The sequence below is a fragment of the Phytobacter sp. MRY16-398 genome (assembly GCF_003925915.1).
Lineage (GTDB): Bacteria > Pseudomonadota > Gammaproteobacteria > Enterobacterales > Enterobacteriaceae > Phytobacter > Phytobacter diazotrophicus.
Genome location: NZ_AP018756.1, coordinates 1,728,013 through 1,750,311 on the forward strand (window position 1 = coordinate 1,728,013; position 22,299 = coordinate 1,750,311).

At 54.5% G+C, this 22,299-nt stretch carries 21 protein-coding genes; 17 read left to right on the forward strand and 4 right to left on the reverse strand.

Going from position 1 to position 22,299, the window contains the following annotated elements; translation table 11 throughout:
• The first annotated feature begins 107 nt into the window (after positions 1–107).
• Together nuoM and nuoN are read left to right on the forward strand one after the other, a co-directional pair.
• Positions 108–1,637, forward strand: a complete 1,530-nt coding sequence (nuoM, locus tag MRY16398_RS08295) for an NADH-quinone oxidoreductase subunit M (protein ID WP_039079889.1) — start codon at positions 108–110, stop codon at positions 1,635–1,637.
• Between the two features lie 7 nt (positions 1,638–1,644).
• The gene (gene nuoN, locus MRY16398_RS08300; protein ID WP_039079890.1) at positions 1,645–3,102 is read left to right on the forward strand and encodes an NADH-quinone oxidoreductase subunit NuoN; all 1,458 of its coding nucleotides are present in this window, start codon (positions 1,645–1,647) and stop codon (positions 3,100–3,102) included.
• A 67-nt stretch (positions 3,103–3,169) separates the two neighbouring features.
• Here nuoN and MRY16398_RS08305 read toward each other — a convergent pair whose 3' ends face one another.
• Entirely contained in the window at positions 3,170–4,195 is a 1,026-nt protein-coding gene (locus MRY16398_RS08305) for a chemotaxis protein (protein ID WP_039079898.1), read from the reverse strand.
• A gap of 77 nt (positions 4,196–4,272) precedes the next feature.
• Positions 4,273–5,190: a ribonuclease BN gene (gene rbn, locus MRY16398_RS08310; protein WP_125124151.1), complete on the reverse strand. Its 918-nt coding sequence runs from the start codon at positions 5,188–5,190 to the stop codon at positions 4,273–4,275.
• Between the two features lie 72 nt (positions 5,191–5,262).
• Between rbn and MRY16398_RS08315 the strand changes: the two genes are divergently transcribed.
• The 9 genes from MRY16398_RS08315 (at position 5,263) to MRY16398_RS08355 (ending at position 14,177) form a co-directional block, all read left to right on the forward strand.
• Positions 5,263–5,724 carry a GNAT family N-acetyltransferase gene (locus MRY16398_RS08315; RefSeq protein ID WP_039079900.1) on the forward strand — a complete coding sequence of 154 codons (462 nt, stop codon included), beginning with the start codon at positions 5,263–5,265 and terminating at the stop codon, positions 5,722–5,724.
• A 53-nt stretch (positions 5,725–5,777) separates the two neighbouring features.
• Complete coding sequence (gene elaB, locus MRY16398_RS08320) at positions 5,778–6,083, forward strand: stress response protein ElaB (protein WP_079496251.1); 306 nt, start codon at positions 5,778–5,780, stop codon at positions 6,081–6,083.
• Between the two features lie 84 nt (positions 6,084–6,167).
• Positions 6,168–7,466 carry an isochorismate synthase MenF gene (gene menF, locus MRY16398_RS08325; protein WP_125124152.1) on the forward strand — a complete coding sequence of 433 codons (1,299 nt, stop codon included), beginning with the start codon at positions 6,168–6,170 and terminating at the stop codon, positions 7,464–7,466.
• Positions 7,467–7,537: 71 nt separating this feature from the next.
• On the forward strand, positions 7,538–9,208 hold the full coding sequence (gene menD, locus MRY16398_RS08330; protein WP_125124153.1) for a 2-succinyl-5-enolpyruvyl-6-hydroxy-3-cyclohexene-1-carboxylic-acid synthase: 1,671 nt from the start codon (positions 7,538–7,540) through the stop codon (positions 9,206–9,208).
• Complete coding sequence (menH, locus tag MRY16398_RS08335; RefSeq protein ID WP_039079904.1) at positions 9,205–9,981, forward strand: 2-succinyl-6-hydroxy-2,4-cyclohexadiene-1-carboxylate synthase; 777 nt, start codon at positions 9,205–9,207, stop codon at positions 9,979–9,981. The genes menD and menH overlap by 4 nt, the downstream gene beginning before the upstream one ends.
• On the forward strand, positions 9,978–10,835 hold the full coding sequence (gene menB / locus MRY16398_RS08340; RefSeq protein WP_039079905.1) for a 1,4-dihydroxy-2-naphthoyl-CoA synthase: 858 nt from the start codon (positions 9,978–9,980) through the stop codon (positions 10,833–10,835). Before menH ends, menB begins: the two co-directional genes overlap by 4 nt.
• Positions 10,835–11,800 carry an o-succinylbenzoate synthase gene (menC, locus tag MRY16398_RS08345; protein WP_107223777.1) on the forward strand — a complete coding sequence of 322 codons (966 nt, stop codon included), beginning with the start codon at positions 10,835–10,837 and terminating at the stop codon, positions 11,798–11,800. The genes menB and menC overlap by 1 nt, the downstream gene beginning before the upstream one ends.
• A complete protein-coding gene (gene menE / locus MRY16398_RS08350) occupies positions 11,797–13,152 on the forward strand; it encodes an o-succinylbenzoate--CoA ligase (protein ID WP_125124154.1) in 1,356 nt (451 codons plus the stop codon). The genes menC and menE overlap by 4 nt, the downstream gene beginning before the upstream one ends.
• Positions 13,153–13,250: 98 nt before the next feature.
• Positions 13,251–14,177, forward strand: coding sequence for an Rpn family recombination-promoting nuclease/putative transposase (locus tag MRY16398_RS08355; RefSeq protein WP_110294558.1), 927 nt, complete (start codon positions 13,251–13,253; stop codon positions 14,175–14,177).
• An 18-nt stretch (positions 14,178–14,195) separates the two neighbouring features.
• On the opposite strand, the gene nudI is transcribed toward MRY16398_RS08355, so the two are convergent.
• A complete protein-coding gene (gene nudI, locus MRY16398_RS08360) occupies positions 14,196–14,621 on the reverse strand; it encodes a nucleoside triphosphatase NudI (protein ID WP_039079909.1) in 426 nt (141 codons plus the stop codon).
• Positions 14,622–14,854: 233 nt separating this feature from the next.
• Between nudI and MRY16398_RS08365 the strand changes: the two genes are divergently transcribed.
• The 6 genes from MRY16398_RS08365 (at position 14,855) to yfaU (ending at position 21,070) form a co-directional block, all read left to right on the forward strand.
• The gene (locus tag MRY16398_RS08365) at positions 14,855–15,397 is read left to right on the forward strand and encodes a YfaZ family outer membrane protein (protein ID WP_039079910.1); all 543 of its coding nucleotides are present in this window, start codon (positions 14,855–14,857) and stop codon (positions 15,395–15,397) included.
• A 93-nt stretch (positions 15,398–15,490) separates the two neighbouring features.
• Positions 15,491–16,690: a nicotinamide mononucleotide deamidase-related protein YfaY gene (locus MRY16398_RS08370; protein WP_107223779.1), complete on the forward strand. Its 1,200-nt coding sequence runs from the start codon at positions 15,491–15,493 to the stop codon at positions 16,688–16,690.
• A 206-nt stretch (positions 16,691–16,896) separates the two neighbouring features.
• Positions 16,897–17,679, forward strand: a complete 783-nt coding sequence (locus MRY16398_RS08375) for an IclR family transcriptional regulator (protein ID WP_039079912.1) — start codon at positions 16,897–16,899, stop codon at positions 17,677–17,679.
• Between the two features lie 13 nt (positions 17,680–17,692).
• Positions 17,693–18,898 carry an L-rhamnonate dehydratase gene (gene rhmD, locus MRY16398_RS08380; protein ID WP_039079913.1) on the forward strand — a complete coding sequence of 402 codons (1,206 nt, stop codon included), beginning with the start codon at positions 17,693–17,695 and terminating at the stop codon, positions 18,896–18,898.
• 54 nt (positions 18,899–18,952) lie between these two features.
• Positions 18,953–20,242 carry an MFS transporter gene (locus MRY16398_RS08385; RefSeq protein ID WP_125124155.1) on the forward strand — a complete coding sequence of 430 codons (1,290 nt, stop codon included), beginning with the start codon at positions 18,953–18,955 and terminating at the stop codon, positions 20,240–20,242.
• A 21-nt stretch (positions 20,243–20,263) separates the two neighbouring features.
• Positions 20,264–21,070 carry a 2-keto-3-deoxy-L-rhamnonate aldolase gene (gene yfaU / locus MRY16398_RS08390; RefSeq protein ID WP_039079978.1) on the forward strand — a complete coding sequence of 269 codons (807 nt, stop codon included), beginning with the start codon at positions 20,264–20,266 and terminating at the stop codon, positions 21,068–21,070.
• Between the two features lie 38 nt (positions 21,071–21,108).
• On the opposite strand, the gene glpC is transcribed toward yfaU, so the two are convergent.
• On the reverse strand, positions 21,109–22,299 hold the full coding sequence (gene glpC, locus MRY16398_RS08395) for an anaerobic glycerol-3-phosphate dehydrogenase subunit GlpC (protein ID WP_039079979.1): 1,191 nt from the start codon (positions 22,297–22,299) through the stop codon (positions 21,109–21,111).

Sequence of the window (22,299 nt, forward strand, 5' to 3'; positions counted from 1 at the left end):
CTAAGCGTTAGCGCCACCCGGCACAAGAAACAGCACCCAATCGTGAATGTTGTCGAATTCGTTGAAAATCGGTCCCTTAGGGACTTTAACAAGGAATAAAAATCGCCATGTTATTACCCTGGCTAATATTAATTCCCTTCATCGGTGGTTTCCTGTGCTGGCAGACCGAACGCTTTGGCGTCCGTGTTCCGCGCTGGATCGCACTGGTCACCATGGGACTGACGCTGGCGCTTGGCCTGCAACTCTGGTTGCAGGGCGGCTATTCACTGACGCAATCCGCTGGCATTCCGCAGTGGCAATCGGAGTTCTTACTCCCCTGGATCCCGCGTTTTGGCATCAATATCCATCTGGCACTGGACGGCCTGTCCCTGCTGATGGTGGTGCTGACCGGTTTCCTCGGCGTACTGGCGGTACTCTGCTCCTGGCGTGAAATCGAAAAATATCAGGGCTTTTTCCACCTGAACCTGATGTGGATCCTGGGCGGCGTTATCGGCGTGTTCCTGGCCATCGACATGTTCCTGTTCTTCTTCTTCTGGGAAATGATGCTGGTGCCGATGTACTTCCTGATAGCACTCTGGGGCCACAAAGCCTCCGACGGGAAGACACGTATCACCGCCGCGACCAAATTCTTCATCTATACCCAGGCAAGTGGTCTGGTGATGTTGATTGCGATTCTGGCGCTGGTGCTGGTGCATCATAACGCGACGGGCGTCTGGACCTTCGATTATCAGGATCTCCTGAAAACCCCGATGTCGCACGGTGTTGAATACCTGCTGATGCTGGGCTTCTTTATCGCGTTTGCGGTGAAAATGCCGGTGGTTCCGTTGCATGGCTGGCTGCCGGATGCGCACTCCCAGGCACCGACGGCGGGTTCCGTTGACCTGGCGGGCATCTTGCTGAAAACGGCGGCCTACGGTCTGCTGCGCTTCGCACTGCCGCTGTTCCCGAACGCCTCTGCTGAGTTTGCGCCGATTGCTATGTGGCTGGGCGTTATCGGTATCTTCTACGGTGCGTGGATGGCCTTCACGCAGTACGATATCAAGCGTCTGATCGCCTATACCTCCGTGTCCCACATGGGCTTCGTGCTGATTGCCATCTACACCGGCAGCCAACTGGCCTATCAGGGGGCGGTAATCCAGATGATTGCCCACGGTCTTTCCGCCGCCGGTCTTTTCATCCTCTGTGGTCAGTTGTACGAACGCCTGCATACCCGTGATATGCGCATGATGGGCGGTTTGTGGGGCAAAATTAAATGGCTGCCTGCGCTGTCGATGTTCTTTGCAGTTGCCACGCTGGGTATGCCAGGCACCGGTAACTTCGTTGGCGAATTTATGATTTTGTTCGGTAGCTACCAGGTCGTTCCGGTAATTACCGTTATTTCGACCTTCGGTCTGGTGTTTGCGTCTGTTTATTCACTGGCGATGCTGCATCGCGCTTACTTCGGTAAAGCAAAAAGCGAGCTGGCCAGTCAAACGTTACCAGGGATGTCACTGCGCGAGCTGCTGATGATTCTGTCGCTGGTTGTACTTCTGGTACTGCTTGGCTTCTATCCGCAGCCGATTCTGGATACCTCGCATTCCGCGATGAGTAATATCCAGCAGTGGTTTGTTAATTCTGTTTCTACTACAAGGCCGTAAAGCGCTTATGACTTTAACCACACAACACCTGATTGCGCTGCTGCCGCTGCTGATCGTCGGCTTGACGGTGGTGGTTGTGATGCTCTCCATTGCGTGGCGACGCAACCATTTCTTCAATGCCACGCTATCGGTTATTGGTCTGAACGTCGCTCTGCTGTCGCTCTGGTTTGTTGGCCAGGCGGGCGCAATGGACGTGACGCCATTGATGCGCGTAGACGGTTACGCCATGCTGTATACCGGCCTGGTGCTACTGGCGAGCCTCGCAACCTGTACGTTTGCCTATCCCTGGCTTGAAGGCTACAACGACAATAAAGAAGAGTTCTACCTGCTGGTGTTGATCGCCGCGCTGGGCGGAATTCTGCTGGCGAACGCCAACCATATGGCGGCCCTGTTCCTCGGTATCGAGCTTATCTCTTTACCGCTGTTCGGGCTGATTGGTTACGCTTTCCGTCAAAAACGTTCGCTGGAAGCCAGTATCAAGTACACCATTCTGTCTGCCGCAGCCTCTTCTTTCCTGCTGTTCGGTATGGCGCTGGTTTACGCACAGTCCGGCAATCTGTCGTTTGTTGCGCTGGGCAAGAGCATCGCCGGGGACGTACTGCATGAACCGCTGCTGTTAACCGGTCTGGGTCTGATGATTGTTGGCCTTGGCTTTAAACTCTCTCTGGTTCCGTTCCATCTGTGGACGCCGGACGTTTATCAGGGTGCGCCAGCGCCGGTTTCAACCTTCCTGGCAACGGCGAGCAAGATTGCTATCTTTGGCGTCGTGATGCGTCTGTTCCTGTACGCACCGGTAGGCCAAAGTGAAGCCATCCGCGTCGTACTGGGGATTATCGCCTTTGTCTCCATCATCTTCGGTAACCTGATGGCGCTGAGCCAGACCAACATTAAACGTCTGCTTGGTTACTCTTCCATTTCCCATCTGGGTTATCTGCTGGTAGCGCTCATTGCGCTGCAAAGCGGTGAAATGTCGATGGAAACGGTGGGTGTCTACCTGGCGGGTTATCTGTTCAGCAGCCTTGGCGCGTTCGGCGTGGTGAGCCTGATGTCCAGCCCGTATCGTGGCCCGGACGCGGAATCCCTGTTCTCTTATCGCGGCCTGTTCTGGCACCGTCCAATTCTGTCGGCGGTAATGACGGTGATGATGCTGTCGCTGGCGGGTATTCCAATGACACTGGGCTTTATCGGTAAGTTCTACGTGCTGGCAGTGGGCGTACAGGCACACCTGTGGTGGCTGACGGCGGCCGTGGTTCTGGGCTCTGCCATCGGTCTCTACTACTACCTGCGCGTCGCGGTAAGTCTCTATCTGAGTGCGCCGCAACAGCTTAACCGTGATGCGCCGAGTAACTGGCAGTATAGCGCCGGTGGTGTTGTGGTACTGATCTCTGCACTGCTGGTGCTGCTGCTCGGTATCTATCCGCAGCCGCTGATTTCGCTGGTACAACTGGCGAAACCGCTGATGTAATGCCTTTCAGATAATAAAAAACCGCCGATATCGGCGGTTTTTTTATATCTGAAAAAACGTTGTGAATTTATTTTGCCAGCAGTGGCCTGGACATGATTTTTTGTCCACTGACCAGAGGCCCGGTGATATGGCTGGCTGAACGTTCAAGCACTTCCTGAATGACCGACGACAGTTCGTTAATCTCAAACTTCGCCACATAACCATCGGCCTGCACTTTACGCACGTGGTCTTCGTTGGCGCTACCGGATAGCGAGGAGTGAATCACTACCGGAATATGCTTAAGACGTGGGTCGCTCTTGATAAGACGGGTCAGGGTGAAACCGTCCATTTCTGGCATTTCCAGGTCCGTCAGAACCATTGAAATCTTATCGCTGATAGGGACGCCTTCGGCATCGGCCTGCTGGCTGAGCACCTGAATACGCTCCCAGGCATCTTTACCTGTAATGTGCATCGTGTTGGGGATCTGCATCGCCTGCAGACCTTTATCCAGCATTGCGCGCGCCACTTTCGAATCTTCTGCCACAATCGCGACGGCACCGGGTTTGATGTTGAATTTCTTATCCGGAAGATGGTTGCCGTGCAGGTCGTGATCCGCGGGCGAAATATCATAGAGAATCTGCTCAACATCCAGCACCATCGCCAGATTGTTGCTGTCTTTGTCTTCGTCCAGACAGGCAATACTGGTGATGTACTGGCCGTTGATGGCCTTCTCTGCCGTATGAACCTGTTTCCAGTCCAGACGAATAATGTTCTCTACCGACTCCACCGCAAACGCCTGTACGCTGCGGGCATATTCAGTAATTAACAAAATATTGAGTCCAGTCTCAGGCTTACAGCCAGCAACGGCGGAGAGATCAATCACCGGGATCACCTGATCGCGAATGTTCACCATCCCCATTAACGGCGGTTTCATCCCGGCAGGACGGGTAAACGTTGGCATCGGAACGATTTCGCGCAATTTAAAAACGTTAATGCCGAAAAGTTCTGATTTCTCGTTTTTCATCGAGGCACCAAGACGAAACAGCAACAGCTCAAAACGGTTAGACAGGGTGAGATTCGCCCTGTCATCAATATCTTTCTGGAAATTATCCATGGTGCCCTCAATGTGAAATACCTGCGGTAAGACTGTTATCGGCACATTATTGAAAAAGTAGAGTGCGCAATATCACATCACAGCGCAATGGTATAAAAATCTTTTGCGAGAGTGGTTTGTACAAATATTGTTCGGCATTCGTGAAGTAACTGCTGGCTTCCTTCGGCGTCATAGCGGGAACTGAGGTGAGTAATGACGAGCCTGCCCACGCCTGCGTCCCGCGCCAGTTGCGCCGCCTGATGCGTTGAGCTGTGTCCACGGCTGTTCGCTTTTTCCTCCATGGCATGCTCCAGCGTGGCCTCATGTACCATCATGTCGACGCCCTGCGCCAATTGCAGCGCGGCAGGGCACGGGGCGGTATCACCGAAAATGGCCAGTTTTTTCCCCGGTGTTGCCGGGGCGAGGAAATCCTCACCGCGAATAATGCGGCCATCTGCCAGCGTCACCGTTTCGCCGTTTTTGAGACGCTGGAAAAGCCGGCCGGGCGGTACGCCCTGGGCTATCAATGCCTGGGCATCCAGGGCGCCTGGTTTGTCATGCTCTTCAATACGATAGCCATAACACTCCACCGGATGGTTCAGCGCGAAAGCGGTGACACGGCGTAAACCATCATCCACAACCAGACCCTCGCTAACCTCTTCAATCGTCAGCGGATAGTCGGTCCACGACCCGCTCAGACGCAGGCTGGTCTCCACGAATTCGCGAATCCCTTTCGGTCCATAAATCGTCAGCGGCTGCGCATTGCCTGCCATTGAACGGCTGCAGAGCAGCCCTGGCAGGCCAAAAAGGTGGTCACCATGCAGGTGAGTGATAAAAATACGATCCAGCTTGCCGGGATTAAAGGACGTGCGCAGCAGTTGATGCTGTGTCCCTTCGCCGCAGTCAAATAACCACAGGCCAGCCTGCGTTGGGTGCTGCAAATTGAGCAATATCGCGGTCACATTACGCGAGCGGGTTGGCACGCCCGCAGAGGTGCCAAGAAAAATCAGTTCCACAATGCATCACGCCCTTTGCGTTAATGGCAAAGCATTTAGTATAACGAGGTCACACCAAATAAGGAGCACATCATGATTCGCTGGCAGGACCTCCACCACTCTGAATTGACCGTCGCTGATCTTTACGCCCTGCTTAAGCTGCGCTGTGAAGTCTTTATTGTTGAACAAACCTGCCCGTACCTTGATGTCGATGGCGATGACCTGGTTGGTCAAAACCGCCATCTGCTCGGCTGGAAGGAAAATCAGCTGGTGGCGTATGCGAGGATTCTGAAAAGTGAAGACGATCTGGAGCCTGTAGTGATAGGTCGGGTGATTGTCAGTGAGCAGGTTCGCGGTGAAAAATTGGGTTACCAACTGATGGAACGTGCGGTAGCTTCCTGCCAGCAACACTGGCCGCAGCACGCGCTGTATCTGGGGGCGCAGGCCCATCTGCAGCATTTTTATGCCCGCTTTGGTTTTGTTCCGGTGACTGATGTTTATGACGAAGATGGCATTTTACACATCGGTATGGCGCGGGAAGTGCGCCAGGCGTAACCGTCAGTGATTGTCTATAGTTAGCGGACAGGTACATAACATGGAGAAAACCGATGTCTAATCAATTTTATGATTCACGTATCGATGATGACCTGGCCCTGCTGAGCGAGACGCTGGAAGAAGTGTTACGTTCCTCAGGCGACCCTGCTGACCAGAAGTATATTGAGCTTAAAGCACGCGCAGAACAGGCTCTGCATGACGTGAAAAACCGCGTCAGTAGCGCGTCTGATACCTATTACTATCGGGCGAAAAAAGCGGTTTACCGCGCGGATGATTATGTGCACGAAAACCCCTGGCACGGTATTGGCGTAGGCGCCTCTGTCGGTCTTGTCCTGGGCTTGCTGCTGGCCCGTCGTTAATAAAAATCCCCTCCCTCAACGGGGGTACTGCTAATTTTCGCAGTCACCCCGTATACTAAGCGTTTTTGAGCGGGAGGGGATTGCGTGCTTTCGATTTCAGTTGCGCTGGAGCAGTTACGCGAGAAGTTATCCGGCATTGATGCCAACTCACCTGGATTCTACGTTTTCGACGTTGCCTTTGCCCTCAATGACGCTTTCGACCCACTGACTTTTTTAGCCAGCCAGCCCTGTTTCCCCCAATTCTATTGGCAGCAACGTAGCGGTGAAGATGAAGCCGCTGCGCTGGGGCAGGTGCTGCGTTTTCCCTCACTGGCAGAAGCCCGGCATTTCCTCAACGATAATCCCGAACATGACTTGCGTGTCTGGGGGCTGAATGCTTTTGACCCTCAACAAGGCGAGCTGTTCCTGCCGCGTCTCGAATGGCGTCGGGAAGGGGGGCGGGCATCCTTACGCCTTATTGTCTTAAATGGCAACGCGCAACAAAACGATGTCGCGCAGGCCCGGTCATTTATTGATGCCCTGGTACGGGCGAAATCGCTGCCAGATGTGCAGATGGAATTGGTCTCGCAGTATCACTTTCCGCAACAATCGGGCTGGGAAGCGCTGGTCACGCAGGCCACGCAGGCGATTACCCGCGGCGAGATGGATAAAGTCGTACTCGCGCGTGCCACGGATTACCATTTCTCCCAACCGGTTAATGCTGCTGCAGTTATGGCGGCGAGCCGTCGTCTTAACCACCATTGCTTTCATTTTTTTATCGCATTCGATCCCCACAATGCGTTTCTGGGGTCATCTCCCGAGCGCCTGTGGCGCAGAAGGGGAACCTCATTGCGTACCGAAGCGCTGGCCGGTACCGTCGCCAATGATACAGACGATACCCGGGCTACTGAGCTTGGCGACTGGTTAATGAATGACGATAAAAACCAGCGCGAGAATATGCTGGTCGTTGAAGATATTTGTCAGAGATTACGGCATGCAACCTCTACGCTGGATGTATTGCCACCGCAAATTGTTCGACTGCGTAAAGTGCAGCATTTGCGACGCTGTATCTGGACCGAGATGCATCATAACGATGATGCACAGTGCTTAACGCTGCTCCAGCCAACGGCGGCGGTAGCCGGGCTCCCCCGCCTGGCGGCGCGTGCGTTTATTACCCAGCATGAACCCTTTGAGCGTGAGTGGTATGCCGGTTCGGCAGGCTATTTGTCACTTAAACAAAGCGAGTTCTGCGTTGCATTACGTTGTGCAAAAATCAGGGGTACAACCGTACGTTTATACGCGGGAGCCGGGATCGTGGCGGGTTCCGACCCGACAATGGAATGGCAGGAAATCGAAAATAAAGCAGCGGGATTGCGTTCGCTCTTGATAATGAAACACGTATAACCGACCCATATCAAAAATCTATTTTTTTCGATTCTTTATACTAAGCCACAATATTGATACTGGACAAACTTATGTCAGTGAGTGCTTTTAACCGACGCTGGGCGGCGGTGATCCTTGAAGCTTTAACGCGCCACGGCGTGCGACATATTTGTATCGCACCGGGGTCCCGTTCCACGCCGCTGACGCTGGCGGCGGCAGAAAATTCGTCCTTTATCCATCACACGCACTTTGATGAACGCGGTTTGGGGCATCTTGCGCTCGGTCTGGCAAAAGCAAGCGGCACTCCGGTCGCGGTGATTGTCACCTCCGGTACCGCTGTGGCGAATTTATACCCGGCGCTGATCGAAGCCAGCCTCACCGGGGAAAAATTGATTTTTCTGACCGCTGACAGGCCGCCTGAACTTATTGATTGCGGGGCCAACCAGGCAATACGCCAGCCGGGGATCTTTGCATCGCACCCGGCGCAATCACTGGCGCTGCCGCGTCCATCACAGGACATCCCCGCCCGCTGGTTGCTCTCTGCTATCGATCATCTAATGGCGTCCGCGCAGACGGGGCCAGTGCACATCAACTGCCCGTTTGCCGAACCGCTGTACGGTGAAATGGATGATACGGGGCTTGCCTGGCAGCAGGCGCCCGGCGACTGGTGGCAGGACGACAAACCCTGGCTGCGTGAAGATTTGCATAGCGGCAGCGCGAAACAACGCGACTGGTTTTTCTGGCGGCAGAAACGCGGCGTGGTTGTGGCGGGTCGAATGAGCGCGTCGGAAGGCAAGCTGGTGGCCGCATGGGCGAAAATGCTCGGTTGGCCGCTTATTGGCGATGTCCTTTCACAAACCGGGCAGCCGCTGCCATGCGCCGACCTGTGGCTGGGCAATGCTCGCGCGGTGAGTGAACTGCAAACGGCACAAATTGTTGTTCAACTGGGTAGCAGTCTGACCGGTAAGCGGTTGCTCCAGTGGCAGGCGACCTGCGAGCCGCAGGAGTACTGGCTGGTAGATTCCGTTGCCGGGCGGCTTGATCCTTCACATCACCGTGGCCGCCGTCTGGTTTCCGGTGTTGCCGAGTGGCTGGAACTGCACCCGGCGGAATCACGCGCGCCCTGGTGTACTGACATTCCACAATTATCCGCTCAGGCGTGGCAGGCGGTTGCCAGCCAACGCGAAACCTTTGGCGAAGCGCAACTGGCGCATCGACTGGCGAAGTATCTGCCGGATCAAGGGCAACTGTTCCTCGGCAATAGCCTGGTGGTCCGCCTGGTGGATGCGCTGGGGCAGTTACCTGTCGGTTACCCGGTTTACAGCAACCGTGGTGCGAGCGGTATCGATGGCCTGATTTCTACTGCCGCAGGTGTACAGCGCGGCACGGCGCGGCCTACGCTTGCAATCGTCGGTGACCTGTCTGCCTTGTACGATCTGAATGCACTGGCATTACTGCGCCAGGCTTCTGCGCCGCTGGTGCTGATTGTGGTCAATAACAACGGCGGGCAGATCTTCTCGCTGTTGCCGACGCCGCAAAGCGAGCGCGAACAGTTTTATTTAATGCCGCAGCATGTCCATTTTGAGCATGCGGCGGCGATGTTTGGCCTGAAATACCATCATCCCCAAAACTGGAATGAGCTTGAACAAGCGCTGGCGGGAGCATGGAGTAAAGCGGGGGCAACGCTGATTGAGCTGGTGGTGAAAGACACTGACGGCGCACATACGCTGCAACAGTTGCTCGCGCAGGTAAGTCAGTTGTGATCCTGCATGCGCGGGCTATGCCGGGAGAGCCGCAAAAGCCGTGGCTAATTTTTCTGCACGGTTTTTCGGGTGACAGCCGCGAATGGTTGCCCGTCGGCGAACGCTTTACGGCCTGTTCACGCCTCTATATTGACCTGCCGGGCCACGGAGGTTCGGCGGAGAGTATGGTTACATCCTTCGAACAGCTTAACGATGCGCTGTGCGACACGCTTTGTAGTTACAACATACTAAGTTACTGGTTGATAGGGTACTCGCTGGGCGGACGGGTGGCGATGCACTTTGCCTGCTCTCAGCCGAAGGGGGTATTGGGTGTGATCGTTGAAGGTGGGCACCCTGGCCTGACGGATGAGGCTGCACGGCAGGAGCGCCTGATATCAGATAGACAATGGGCGCAGCGATTTCGTGCGCAACCGCTTGTCGGCGTTTTTAACGACTGGTATCAACAGCAGGTGTTTGCGTCGTTGAGTGACGAGCAACGGCAACGTCTGGTGGCGTTACGCAGCCAGAACAACGGCCCGGCGCTGGCCGCTATGCTGGAGGCGACTTCGCTCGCTGTACAGCCGGATTTACGCGCTGCGCTGCGTAACGCACCTTTTCCATTTCATTATTTATGTGGTGAGTTTGACAGTAAATTTCGCACGCTGGCGGCTGATGTCAGCGCGAACTGTCATGTCATTGTTGACGCCGGGCATAACGCGCATCGGGAACGCCCCGATAGTGTGGCTAACTGCCTGGCGCAAATTCTGCGTCTCGATATAAAGGGCATATTATGATCTATCCCGATGAAACCATGCTGTACGCACCGATTGAATGGCAAGACTGCTCTGAAGGCTATACCGATATTCGGTATCACAAATCGGTGGATGGTATTGCCAAAATTACCATCAACCGCCCTCAGGTGCGCAACGCATTTCGTCCTTTGACCGTCAAAGAGATGATTCAGGCGCTGGCTGATGCGCGCTATGACGACAACATCGGCGTGATCATTCTGACCGGTGAAGGCGAAAAGGCGTTCTGTTCGGGTGGCGATCAGAAAGTCCGTGGCGATTACGGTGGATACCAGGATGACTCCGGCGTGCACCATCTGAACGTACTGGACTTCCAGCGCCAGATCCGTACCTGCCCGAAACCGGTGGTTGCGGCCGTTGCGGGTTACTCCATTGGCGGCGGTCACGTGCTGCACATGATGTGCGATCTCACGATCGCGGCGGAAAACGCTATCTTCGGCCAGACCGGCCCGAAAGTGGGCTCCTTTGATGGCGGCTGGGGTGCATCCTATATGGCGCGTATCGTTGGTCAGAAAAAAGCGCGCGAAATCTGGTTCCTGTGCCGTCAGTACAATGCAAAAGAAGCGCTGGATATGGGGCTGGTAAACACGGTGGTGCCGGTTGCTGAGCTTGAGAGAGAGACCGTACGCTGGTGCCGTGAAATGTTGCAGAACAGCCCGATGGCGCTGCGTTGCCTGAAAGCGGCACTCAACGCCGACTGTGATGGTCAGGCAGGTCTGCAGGAGCTGGCGGGTAACGCCACCATGCTGTTCTACATGACCGAAGAAGGTCAGGAAGGCCGCAACGCGTTTAACGAAAAACGCCAGCCGGACTTCAGCAAATTTAAACGGAATCCGTAATGCGCAGCGCGCAGGTTTACCGCTGGCAGATACCGATGGATGCGGGCGTCGTGCTGCGTGATCGGCGGCTGAAAACCCGTGACGGGCTGTTTATTCATTTGCGGGATGACGCGCAGGAAGGCTGGGGCGAGATTTCGCCTTTGCCGGGATTTAGCGTGGAATCTCTTGAGGAAGCGACAGCCGCCGTCTGTGCCTGGGCGCAAGGGTGGCGAGCGGGGGATTGCGGCGTGTTGCCGGGGTTGCCGTCGGTTGACTTTGGTATCAGTTGTGCGCTGGCGGAACTGCGCGGCACGTTGCCAGCGGCGGCGGACTACCGTGCCGCGACGCTGTGCACGGGTGACCCGGATGAGCTTTTTGCCGCACTGGCTGTTATGCCGGGCGAAAAAGTGGCGAAAATGAAAGTGGGCCTGTATGAAGCGGTGCGCGATGGTATGGTGGCTAACTTGCTGCTGGAGGCGATGCCTGACTTGCGCCTGCGTCTGGACGCTAACCGCGCCTGGACGCCGCTCAAAGCGCAGCAATTCGCAAAATATGTGGAGCCGCAATACCGCGATCGCATTGCTTTTCTGGAAGAGCCCTGTAAAACCCGTGATGATTCGCGCGCCTTTGCCCGTGAAACGGGCATAGCGATAGCCTGGGATGAAAGTTTGCGCGATGCCGATTTTACCTTTGAGCGTGAAGAGGGCGTGCGTGCGGTGGTGATTAAGCCCACCTTAACCGGAAGCCTTGAGAAGGTTCAGGGGCAGGTGAAAGCAGCCACACAACTGGGTATGACAGCGGTTATCAGTTCGTCAATCGAGTCCAGCCTTGGTCTGACCCAACTGGCGCGTATTGCCGCATGGCTCACCCCTGACACCATCCCGGGTCTCGATACGTTAAACCTGATGCAGGCTCAGCTTGTGCGCCGCTGGCCGGATAGCCCATTACCCTGCCATAGCGTTGAGATGCTGGAACCACTGCTATGACGTTCAATACCTGGCCCTGGCATGACTGGCGTGAAGTGCGTAGCGATGAGCCCGCTATTCGCTTGCAGGATGAGACTTTAAGCTGGCGCGACCTTTGTGCGCGCGTTGATGCGCTGGCCGCCGGTTTTGCCCGCCAGGGGGTGAGCGAGGGCGATGGTGTGATGCTACGTGGGCGAAACCAACCTCAGGTATTGTTAGCGTGGCTGGCGTTACTGCAATGTGGCGCGCGTGTATTGCCGGTCAATCCCCAATTACCCGCGCTGTTGCTGGAGGCATTGCTGCCAACCCTGACGCTGCGTTTTGCCGTTAATCTGGCTGATAGCAATACCTTTGTCGGTCTGACGTCTCTTGAACTGCGACCTGTTGCCCAATCTTATGCTATTGACTGGCAGCCACAACGGCTGGCGTCGATGACCCTGACTTCGGGTTCAACAGGTTTACCTAAGGCGGCGGTGCACACCTGCGCGGCACACCTCGCCAGCGCACAAGGGGTACTGGCGATGATTCCTTTCGCGCCAGAAGATGACTGGTTGTTGTCGTTGCCGCTTTATCACGTCTCTGGGCAGGGAATTCTGTGGCGCTGGTTATTGGCGGGCGCGCGCTTAACCGTCTCGGAGAACGGTCTGACAGAGGCTTTGCAGGGGTGTACCCATGCGTCGCTGGTGCCAACGCAACTGTGGCGATTGCTGAATGATGCGGTGGAGGTCTCTCTTAAAGCCGTTTTGCTGGGCGGCGCGGCGATCCCTGTCGAACTGACCGAACATGCGCGTGAGCGCGGGATTCGTACCTGGTGTGGCTATGGCCTGACGGAGTTCGCTTCAACGGTATGCGGGAAAGAGGCTGATGGGCAGTCTGATGTCGGTTGCCTACTGCCGGGAAGAGCGTTGCGTATCGTTGACGATGAAGTGTGGCTGCGGGCGGAAAGTATGGCCTCAGGTTACTGGCGAGACGGGGAATTATTGCCGTTACTCAATGACGAGGGCTGGTTTCCCACCCGTGATAAAGGCGTTCTGCACGATGGCCGTCTGACGATTCTGGGACGACTGGATAATCTTTTTTTCAGCGGCGGCGAGGGTATCCAGCCGGAGGAGGTAGAGCGTGTTATCGTGGCACATCCTCAGGTTCAACAGGTTTTTATTGTTCCCCGCGAAGACCGCGAATTTGGCCACCGACCTGTGGCGGTGGTGGAGTGTGATGACGCCGTTGAGCTCTCGCAGCTCACCACCTGGGTACAGGACAAGCTTGCGCGCTTCCAGCAGCCCGTTGCGTGGTTGCGCTTGCCGGCGCATCTTTCGTCCGGCGGCATTAAAATATCACGCCGTGCGCTACAGTCATGGGTCGCTGAACGGTAGATTTTTTGCGTAGCGTTTTCCAGTTTGCAAGCCGGAAATGCCCACCGGCGGTGGGAGGATGTTAGTGTCCTGACATCTCTACTCAGGCAAGGAATGCCATGAAGAACACCGCTGCACCTACCGCGCATGATGCGCTTTTCAAACAGTTTCTTACCCATAAAGAAACAGCGCGCGATTTTCTGACCCTCCATTTGCCCGCGTCGCTACGCCAGCTTTGCGATCTCGCGACTCTGAAACTGGAGTCCGGCAGCTTTGTTGACGAGGCACTGCGCGCAACCCATTCCGATGTGCTCTACTCGGTCAAAACCCGGCAGGGTGAGGGCTATATTTATGTACTCATTGAGCACCAAAGTTCACCCGACAGGTTTATGGCTTTTCGCTTGATGCGTTATGCCGTAGCGGCAATGCAGCGGCATCTCGATGCGGGAAACACGGTCTTGCCCCTGGTGATTCCAATGCTTTTTTATCATGGGCGCGTTAGCCCTTATCCCTTTTCGTTATGCTGGCTGGATATGTTCAGCCAGCCACAATATGCCCATGAACTGTACACAACGCCATTTCCGTTGGTGGATATTACCGTTGTGCCTGATGAGCAGATCATGACGCACCGACGTGTTGCCTTACTCGAATTATTACAAAAGCACATTCGTCTGCGGGATATGACCCTTTTGCTGGACAAACTGGTCACGACTTTGTCGCTGGGATACACTACCCGCCAGCAGTTGCGCGCTGCAATGCACTATCTACTAAGCAGAGGCAACACGCCAGCGCCAGGCGCTTTTCTTCGCCGACTGGCGCACCGTTCGCCACAACATAAGGAGACGTTGATGACTATTGCTGAACAACTGGAAGAACTCGGCAGGCGTAAGGGCTTTCGTCAGGGGCGCCATGAAGGACGTCACGAAGGACAAAAAGCCGAGGCGCTTCGCATCGCCTGTGAAATGTTACGCAGTGGGATGGACAAAGCTGTCGTGCAGCGTTTCACTGGTCTGAGTGAAGCTGAACTGGCGCAGCTCAAACATTAAGACTGCGCTGCTCTTTTCTCAAAGTAGCCCTTTCAGACTCAGCGTGCGGCGGGTGGCGACATTCAGATCGTATTTTGTCAGATCCGCCGGGCTAACCCAGGCGTAATCCTGAAATTCCTCATTGATCTCCACTTCACGGTTCGCGCTGATGCAGTCAAAAATCAGGTAGATCATGTAGATCTCTTCTTTGCTGCCATCGGCGTAGGTTTTTATGCGCACATCGTCGCTAAAGGTCCATGGCGTTATCTGCTGCAACACCAGTTTCTCACCAAGCTCTTCGCGAATTTCGCGGCGCAACGCGTCTTCAATACGCTCACCTGGTTCGACTCCCCCACCACTGAGTGCCCATTGACCGGGAAAAACACCGCGATCATCCGCCATTTTGCATAGCAAATAATCACCTTCATTTTGAATCAGTGGGCATACAATTGTCCTTTGACGCATGATTTAGTCCTTATCCTTATGACGGGTATAGGGTTTATACCACCAACCTTGCGGGGATGCAGTAAGCTGCCAAAAAAGAGCTACTTGTCCTGTGCAAGCGCATTTAATGAAAACGGGCGCGTAAAAATCGTGGATTGATGTAAAAAATCATTTTTAGTTCAGTATTCTTAAAAAAAATGATCGTACAATCAGCCGCTTTGGAACATTGGACTATTGTTGCGCGGATAAGAGAAATGAAAAAGAGTATATATTTGGGTTTTGCCAGCCTTCTGCTGGCGTCTGCCGGGGCAAATGCTGTGAGCTTGAGCGGCCAGGTGGGTGAGCACTACACCAACCTCGGTGTGGGTATGGGAACGGAAACCAGTGGTCTGGCGTTGAGCGGCAACTGGGCGCATAACGATGATGATGGCGATATCGCCGGTCTGGGCCTGGGTTACAACATTCCGCTGGGGCCGTTTATGGGGACGGTTGGCGGTAAAGGCGTTTACCTTAACCCGAATGCCGGGAGCGAAGGGTATGCGCTGGCCGTTGGTGGTGGTCTGGCATGGCAGGTTAGCGACAGCTTCCGTCTCTTTGGCGAATATTATTACTCCCCGGATTCCCTCTCCAGCGGGGTTAACGACTACCGTGAAGCGAATGCCGGTGCGCGTCTGACTATTATTCGTCCGCTCAGTATCGAAGCCGGTTACCGTTATGTCGAGCTGACCGGTAAAGAAGGCAACCGCGATAATGCGGTGGCGGATGGCCCGTATGTCGGCGTCAACGCCAGCTTCTGATCCTTCGGCGCGGCGTCCGTCCGCGCCAGTTTCTTACCTCTTTTCTTCCCTTCATGCGGTATAGTGTTTCAACCTCTATTGCTGGAGAAAATAATGTTAAACGTAGAGATGCTGTCAACCGGCGATGAAGTCTTGCACGGGCAAATCGTGGACACCAATGCCGCCTGGCTGGCAGATTTTTTCTTTAATCAGGGGCTACCGCTTACCCGACGTAATACCGTTGGCGATAACCTCGACGACCTGGTGGCCATTCTGCGTGAGCGCAGCCAACAGGCGGATATTCTTATTGTTAATGGTGGCCTGGGCCCAACCAGCGATGACCTCAGTGCGCTGGCGGCGGCAACGGCGAAGGGCGAAGCGCTGGTATTGCATGAAGAGTGGTTGACGCAGATGGAGCGCTTTTTTTCCGAGCGCGGACGCGTCATGGCGCCCAGCAACCGCAAGCAGGCGGAAATTCCTGCCAGTGCGGAGCTGGTGGATAACCCGGTCGGTACCGCCTGTGGTTTTGCCGTACAGCTTAATCGCTGCCTGATGTTCTTTACGCCCGGAGTGCCCTCGGAGTTTAAAGTGATGGTGGAACATGAAATTCTGCCGCGCATTCGCGCACGCTTTACGCTTCCTGAGCCGCCTGTTTGCCTGCGCCTGACAACCTTTGGCCGTTCTGAAAGCGATCTGGCGCAAAACCTGTCGCATTTGACGTTACCTGAGGGTGTAGTGATGGGCTATCGCTCCTCAATGCCCATTATTGAACTGAAACTTACCGGTCCTGCTGAGCATCGCGAGGCGATGGAAGCGTTATGGCCGGAAGTGAAGCGGGTAGCCGGTGAGAGCCTCATTTTCGAAGGCACCGTCGGTTTGCCGGCGCTGCTTGCCGGGCGGTTGCGTGAACGTCAACTTAGCCTGACGCTGAGTGAACAGTTCACCGGCGGCCTGGTGGCGTTGCAACTTTCGCGTGCGGGTGCGCCGCTGCTGGTCAGCGAAGTTATCCCTTCGCAGGATGAAGCGTTAGTGCAAACTGCACGTTGGGCTGCGGGGCTGCGCGATCGCCATCTGGCCGGGCTGGCGCTGACCGTCACGGGACTCGAAGATGAGCATCTGAACTTCGCGCTGGCGACGCCGGAAGGTACACATGCCTTACGCGTCAAGTTTAATACGAACCGACACAGCCTGACGGTACGTCAGGAAGTCTGTGCCATGATGGCGCTGAATATTCTGCGTCGTTGGCTCAATGGCAAGGACGTTGCCAGCGACCATGGCTGGATCAATGTCGTCGAATCCTTATTTGTTGAGTAATCCCTTTACGCCGGAAGAAATTATCCTTCCGGCGCTTTTCCAGTCCAGCCTGTTGTACTCCACCTGAAAAAATCTGCGTAATACTTCACATTTTCTATTCATGAAACGTCCAGCATGCTGGATCGCCATAGCTTTATGATCGCTCTCACAAAATCGGTTCCCCTAAGTCGCAACACTGATTCCAATATTCAGGACTGGAGTCCAATATGTTGGAATCAAGCAAAGTGCCGGCACTCAGCCGGGCAATTGAAATCCTTAATCTCATCGCACGTATTGGGCCTTGCAGCGCTGCGGTAATCATCGAAGAGACAGGCATTCCCAAAAGCACCGCCTATTTAATTTTAGCGGAATTAAAGAAAGCGCGGTTATTGCGTATTGATAGCAATGACAACTACTGCTTATGGACAAAGCTCGTTGAACTTGCCGGGCATGCTTTGGGAAGAATGGATCTGCGCGAGATTGCCCGTCCCCGGCTGACTGAACTTATGGATGAGACCGGTCTGCTCTGCCATCTCGGCATTATTGATGACGCAAATGCTTATTACATTCTCAAAATAGAATCCTCCTCCACCATCAGCGTGCGCTCGCACGAGGGCAAAAGTCTTTCCCTTTATCGCTCCGGCATAGGGAAGTGTCTGCTGGCCTGGCAGCCGCCCGCGACGCGCGATGAAATCATCCGTCATTTGCACTGGGAAAAAGCGACGTCGTCGACTATCGCCAATGCCCAACAATTACACGATGAGCTGGTGCTGATTCGTTCCAGGGGGTGGAGCTATGACAATGGTGAAGATTACCCCGATGTCCGATGTGTCGCTGCCCCCGTCTTTGATGCCCGCAATGCGCTAACGGCAGCCATTTCGGTCGTGGGAACCCGACTGCAAATTAATGAGGAAAACCGGGATTACCTCGCAGGTAAGGCGATTACTTGCGCAAAAGATATTTCCCGGCTTTTAGGGTGGAAAAGCCCTTTCGACAAGCAAGCATCATAAAAAGGAGAACATCATGACCTTACCGAAAATTAAACATGTCAGAGCCTGGTTCATTGGCGGCGCTACCGCAGAGAAAGGGGCAGGCGGCGGTGATTATCACGATCAGGGCGCTCATCACTGGATAGATGACCATATCGCCACCCCAATGAGCAAATACAAGGCCTATGAACAATCCCGGCAGTCTTTCGGTATTAACGTGCTGGGAACCTTAATTGTTGAAGTGGAAGCTGAAAATGGCCAGACGGGCTTTGCTGTTTCCACGGCAGGCGAGATGGGCTGCTTTATCGTTGAAAAGCATTTAAACCGCTTTATCGAGGGTAAATGCGTCAGCGATATCAAGCTTATTCATGATCAAATGCTTAATTCCACCTTGTATTACGCAGGGTCTGGCGGGCTGGTTATGAATACGATTTCCTGTGTCGATCTGGCCTTGTGGGATCTGTTTGGCAAGGTTGTCGGGTTACCCGTTTATAAATTGCTCGGTGGGGCGGTGCGTGACGAAATCCAGTTTTATGCGACCGGCGCGCGCCCAGACCTGGCTAAAGAGATGGGGTTTATTGGCGGCAAAATGCCGACACACTGGGGCCCGCATGATGGTGATGCGGGTATTCGCAAAGATGCGGCAATGGTTGCTGAATATCGCGAGAAATGCGGTGAAGATTTCTGGCTGATGCTGGATTGCTGGATGAGCCAGGATGTTAATTATGCCACCAAATTGGCCCATGCCTGTGCCCCGTATAATCTGAAATGGATCGAGGAGTGTCTGCCACCGCAGCAATATGAGGGCTATCGCGAACTTAAACGTAATGCTCCTGCTGGCATGATGGTCACCAGCGGTGAGCATCACGGTACGCTGCAATCATTCCGTACGTTATCGGAAACCGGGATTGATATCATGCAGCCCGATGTCGGCTGGTGCGGCGGCTTAACGACGCTGGTGGAAATCGCCGCGATCGCAAAAGCACGCGGGCAGCTTGTCGTGCCACATGGTTCTTCGGTTTATTCCCATCACGCGGTTATTACCTTCACTAACACGCCATTTAGTGAGTTTTTAATGACCAGCCCCGACTGCTCTACGCTGCGCCCGCAATTTGATCCCATCCTGGTGGATGAACCGGTGCCTGTAAATGGTCGCATTCATAAGAGTGTGCTGGATAAACCGGGCTTCGGTGTTGAGCTTAATCGCAACTGTAATTTAAAGCGCCCGTATAACCATTAATTCCTCCGCGTCGCGCCGCCATGACGCGGCGCAGCCCTACATGAGGTCATTACGATGAATACCAGCTTATTGGATAGCGTGGTAAAGAAAAACTGCGCCCGTTTAATCCCCTTTATGTTGATGTTATACGTCCTGGCATTTCTTGATCGTTCGAATATTGGCTTTGCAAAAGAGACGTATCAGATAGACACCGGCCTTAGCAACGAAGCCTATGCGTTGGGGGCGGGGATCTTTTTTGTGGTGTACGCCTTCCTCGGCGTGCCGGCTAATCTGTTGATGCGTAAGTTTGGCGCACGCTACTGGATTGGAGGGACGACCCTGTTATGGGGATTTCTCTCCGCAGCAATGGCCTGGGCTGATACCGAAGCCAAATTTCTGCTTGTCCGCACGCTTCTTGGGGCGGCGGAAGCTGGCTTCTTCCCTGGCATGATTTACCTGACCTCTCAATGGTTCCCACAGCGCAATCGCGCCAGCATTATGGGGCTTTTTTACATGGGGGCGCCATTAGCTTTGACGCTGGGTTCACCGCTGTCCGGCGCTTTACTTGAGATGCATGGTTTTATGGGGCATCCGGGGTGGTTCTGGATGTTCTTGATTGAAGGCCTGCTGGCTGTCTCTGCAGGTATCTTTACTTTCTTCTGGCTGGATGATACGCCAGCGCAGGCACGGTTCCTCACGCCGCAAGAGAAGGGCGTTCTTGAGGCCCAGCTTGCCAGCGAAGAGGAAAGTAAAGTGACGTCACGTCTGACCGATGCGCTGCGTAATGGGCGGGTATGGCAACTGGCTATCATTTATCTGACTATCCAGGTCGCGGTATATGGATTGATTTTTTTCCTGCCGACGCAAGTGGCCGCATTGCTGGGGACAAAAGTGGGGTTCACCGCCTCTGTCGTCACCGCTATCCCCTGGATTGCCGCCCTGTTTGGTACCTGGCTTATTCCTCGTTATTCCGATAAGACCGGTGAAAGACGCAACATTGCTGCACTGACGCTGTTAGCGGCGGGCATTGGTATTGGCGTATCTGGCCTGGTTTCTCCCGTGCTGGCCATTGTTGCCTTATGCGTTGCGGCGGTGGGATTTATTGCCGTACAACCGGTTTTCTGGACCATGCCAACGCAGCTTCTGTCCGGAACGGCGCTGGCGGCGGGTATTGGCTTTGTGAATTTGTTTGGCGCGGTCGGCGGATTTCTGGCCCCGATCATTCGTGTCAAAGCCGAAACCCTGTTTGCCAGCGGCGCTGCCGGGCTTCTCACCCTTGCTGGCGTAGCGATTGCCGGTGCGCTGATCATTTTAACACTGAATGTAAGACAGGCTGTCTCTCACTCGAACAGCGTTCATTCATGACAAAAAGGAAGTGAAATGACAATGGATCCGATTTTATCCAACCCGTTTAAAGCGGGTCTGCTAAAAGGCGAAACGCAGATTGGCCTGTGGTTAAGTTCCACTACGTCGTATATGGCTGAGATTGCAGCGACCTCCGGGTATGACTGGTTATTGATTGATGGCGAACATGCGCCGAATACTATTCAGGATCTCTATCACCAGTTGCAGGCCATTGCGCCTTACACCAGCCAGGCCGTCATTCGGCCCGTTGAGGGGAGCCGTGTTCTTATCAAACAGGTGCTCGATATTGGTGCCCGAACATTGTTAATTCCCATGGTGGAGAGCGCAGAGCAGGCTCAGGATGTGGTGGCGGCCACGCGTTACCCGCCACAGGGTGTTCGTGGCGTGGGGGCGAGTGTCGCGCGCGCCGCCCGCTGGGGGCGAGTCGAAAATTATATGGCCCGCGCGAATGAAGAGTTGTGCTTGTTGATTCAGGTTGAAAGCAAAGCGGCGCTGGATAACCTTGATGCCATTTTGCATGTTGATGGTATTGATGGGGTCTTTATCGGTCCTGCCGACCTCTCCGCATCGTTGGGCTATCCTGACAACAGTGGTCATCCGGACGTGCAACGCGCCATTGAACAGGCCATTAAGCAGATACGTGATGCCGGGAAAGCGGCGGGTTTTCTGGCGGTCGATCCGCTCATGGCAAAAAAAGTGCTGGAGTGGGGGGCTAACTTCGTGGCGGTCGGTGTGGACACCATGTTGTATACCAATGCGTTAGATGAACGGCTGGCGATATTTAAAGGGGCCAGACCTTCGGCATCGGCAACGAAGGGTAGTTATTAATTATTCGCCCGCCGGGAGGGTTACGGCGGGCGAACCTTTTAGCGCAGCGCCTGCGCCAGTAGTGTAATAGGATGTTCACAGCGAAGGCTTGTGGACATTTCCACCTGCCACTTACAGGTTTCACAATCTGTGATCACCAAATCCGCACCGCTCTCCTCAATCTGGCGGAACAGTGGTTCACCAATCGCCTGCGAAGTGGCGTAATTTTCGCGCTTAAAGCCGTAGGTCCCCGCTATCCCGCAACAACGTGAATCCAGTACGGTAAGTTCCAGCCCGGGAATACGTCGCAGCAAATCCAGGGTGTAGTGCGTCCAGCCCATTTTCTCCATATGGCACGGTGTGTGATAAACCACTTTCAACGGTAACTCTTTGAGCTTGAGCGTATTGCCTTCTTCCAGCTTGCGCCAGATCCAACGCGTAGCCAGGTCGATGTGCGGACGTAAATGGTGGTTATCGACGTCCAGCAGATGCGGATATTCATCTCGCAAAGTGAAGGTACAGGTTGATGAGGTGGCAATCACCGGAATACCGTCTCCTGTGATGCTCTGCTGCAACGCCCGAATATTAAATTCCGCCTGCTTTTTCGCTTTCGCAAAATAGCCATTGGCAATCAGCGGCACCCCGCAACATTTTTCCTGACGCAGGAGCTGCACACCGATTCCCATCGCGTTCAGCACTTGCAAGAGATCTTTGCCCAGTTGCGGATGGTTGTAATTCACATAGCAGCCATGGAAAAACGCCACCTGCTGATCAAACGCCTTTTGCTTGTCAGCCACGGAGCGGTACCAGCGGCGGAAAGTGCCATGGGAATATTTTGGCAGCGTCCGGTGATGATCGATTTTCAGCGCTTTATCGAGCAACTGGCGAACGGGTTTGAGCGACGTGGCGGTATTGACCAGCGGCGCGAATGGGGTGGATAACGATCCCATCAAATCCGTATGGCTCAGAATGGCATTACGCAGTGAAGGTGGATTGACGGCATATTGCGAACGCGCGCGCTGAATAATATCGCCAATCTTTACGCCGGACGGACAGGCGGTTTCACAGCGTTTACAGTTGGTGCAGTATTTCAGCGCCTCGTCAAACAACGCCGGGTCTTTTAGACGTAAACGCTCCCCATCCGGCCCCGCCTGTTTCGGGCCAGGGTAAGCAGGATTCACCGCGCTGACCGGGCAAACCGTGGTGCACACGGTGCATTTGATACAGCTTTCAAACTGAGTTGTGGTCAT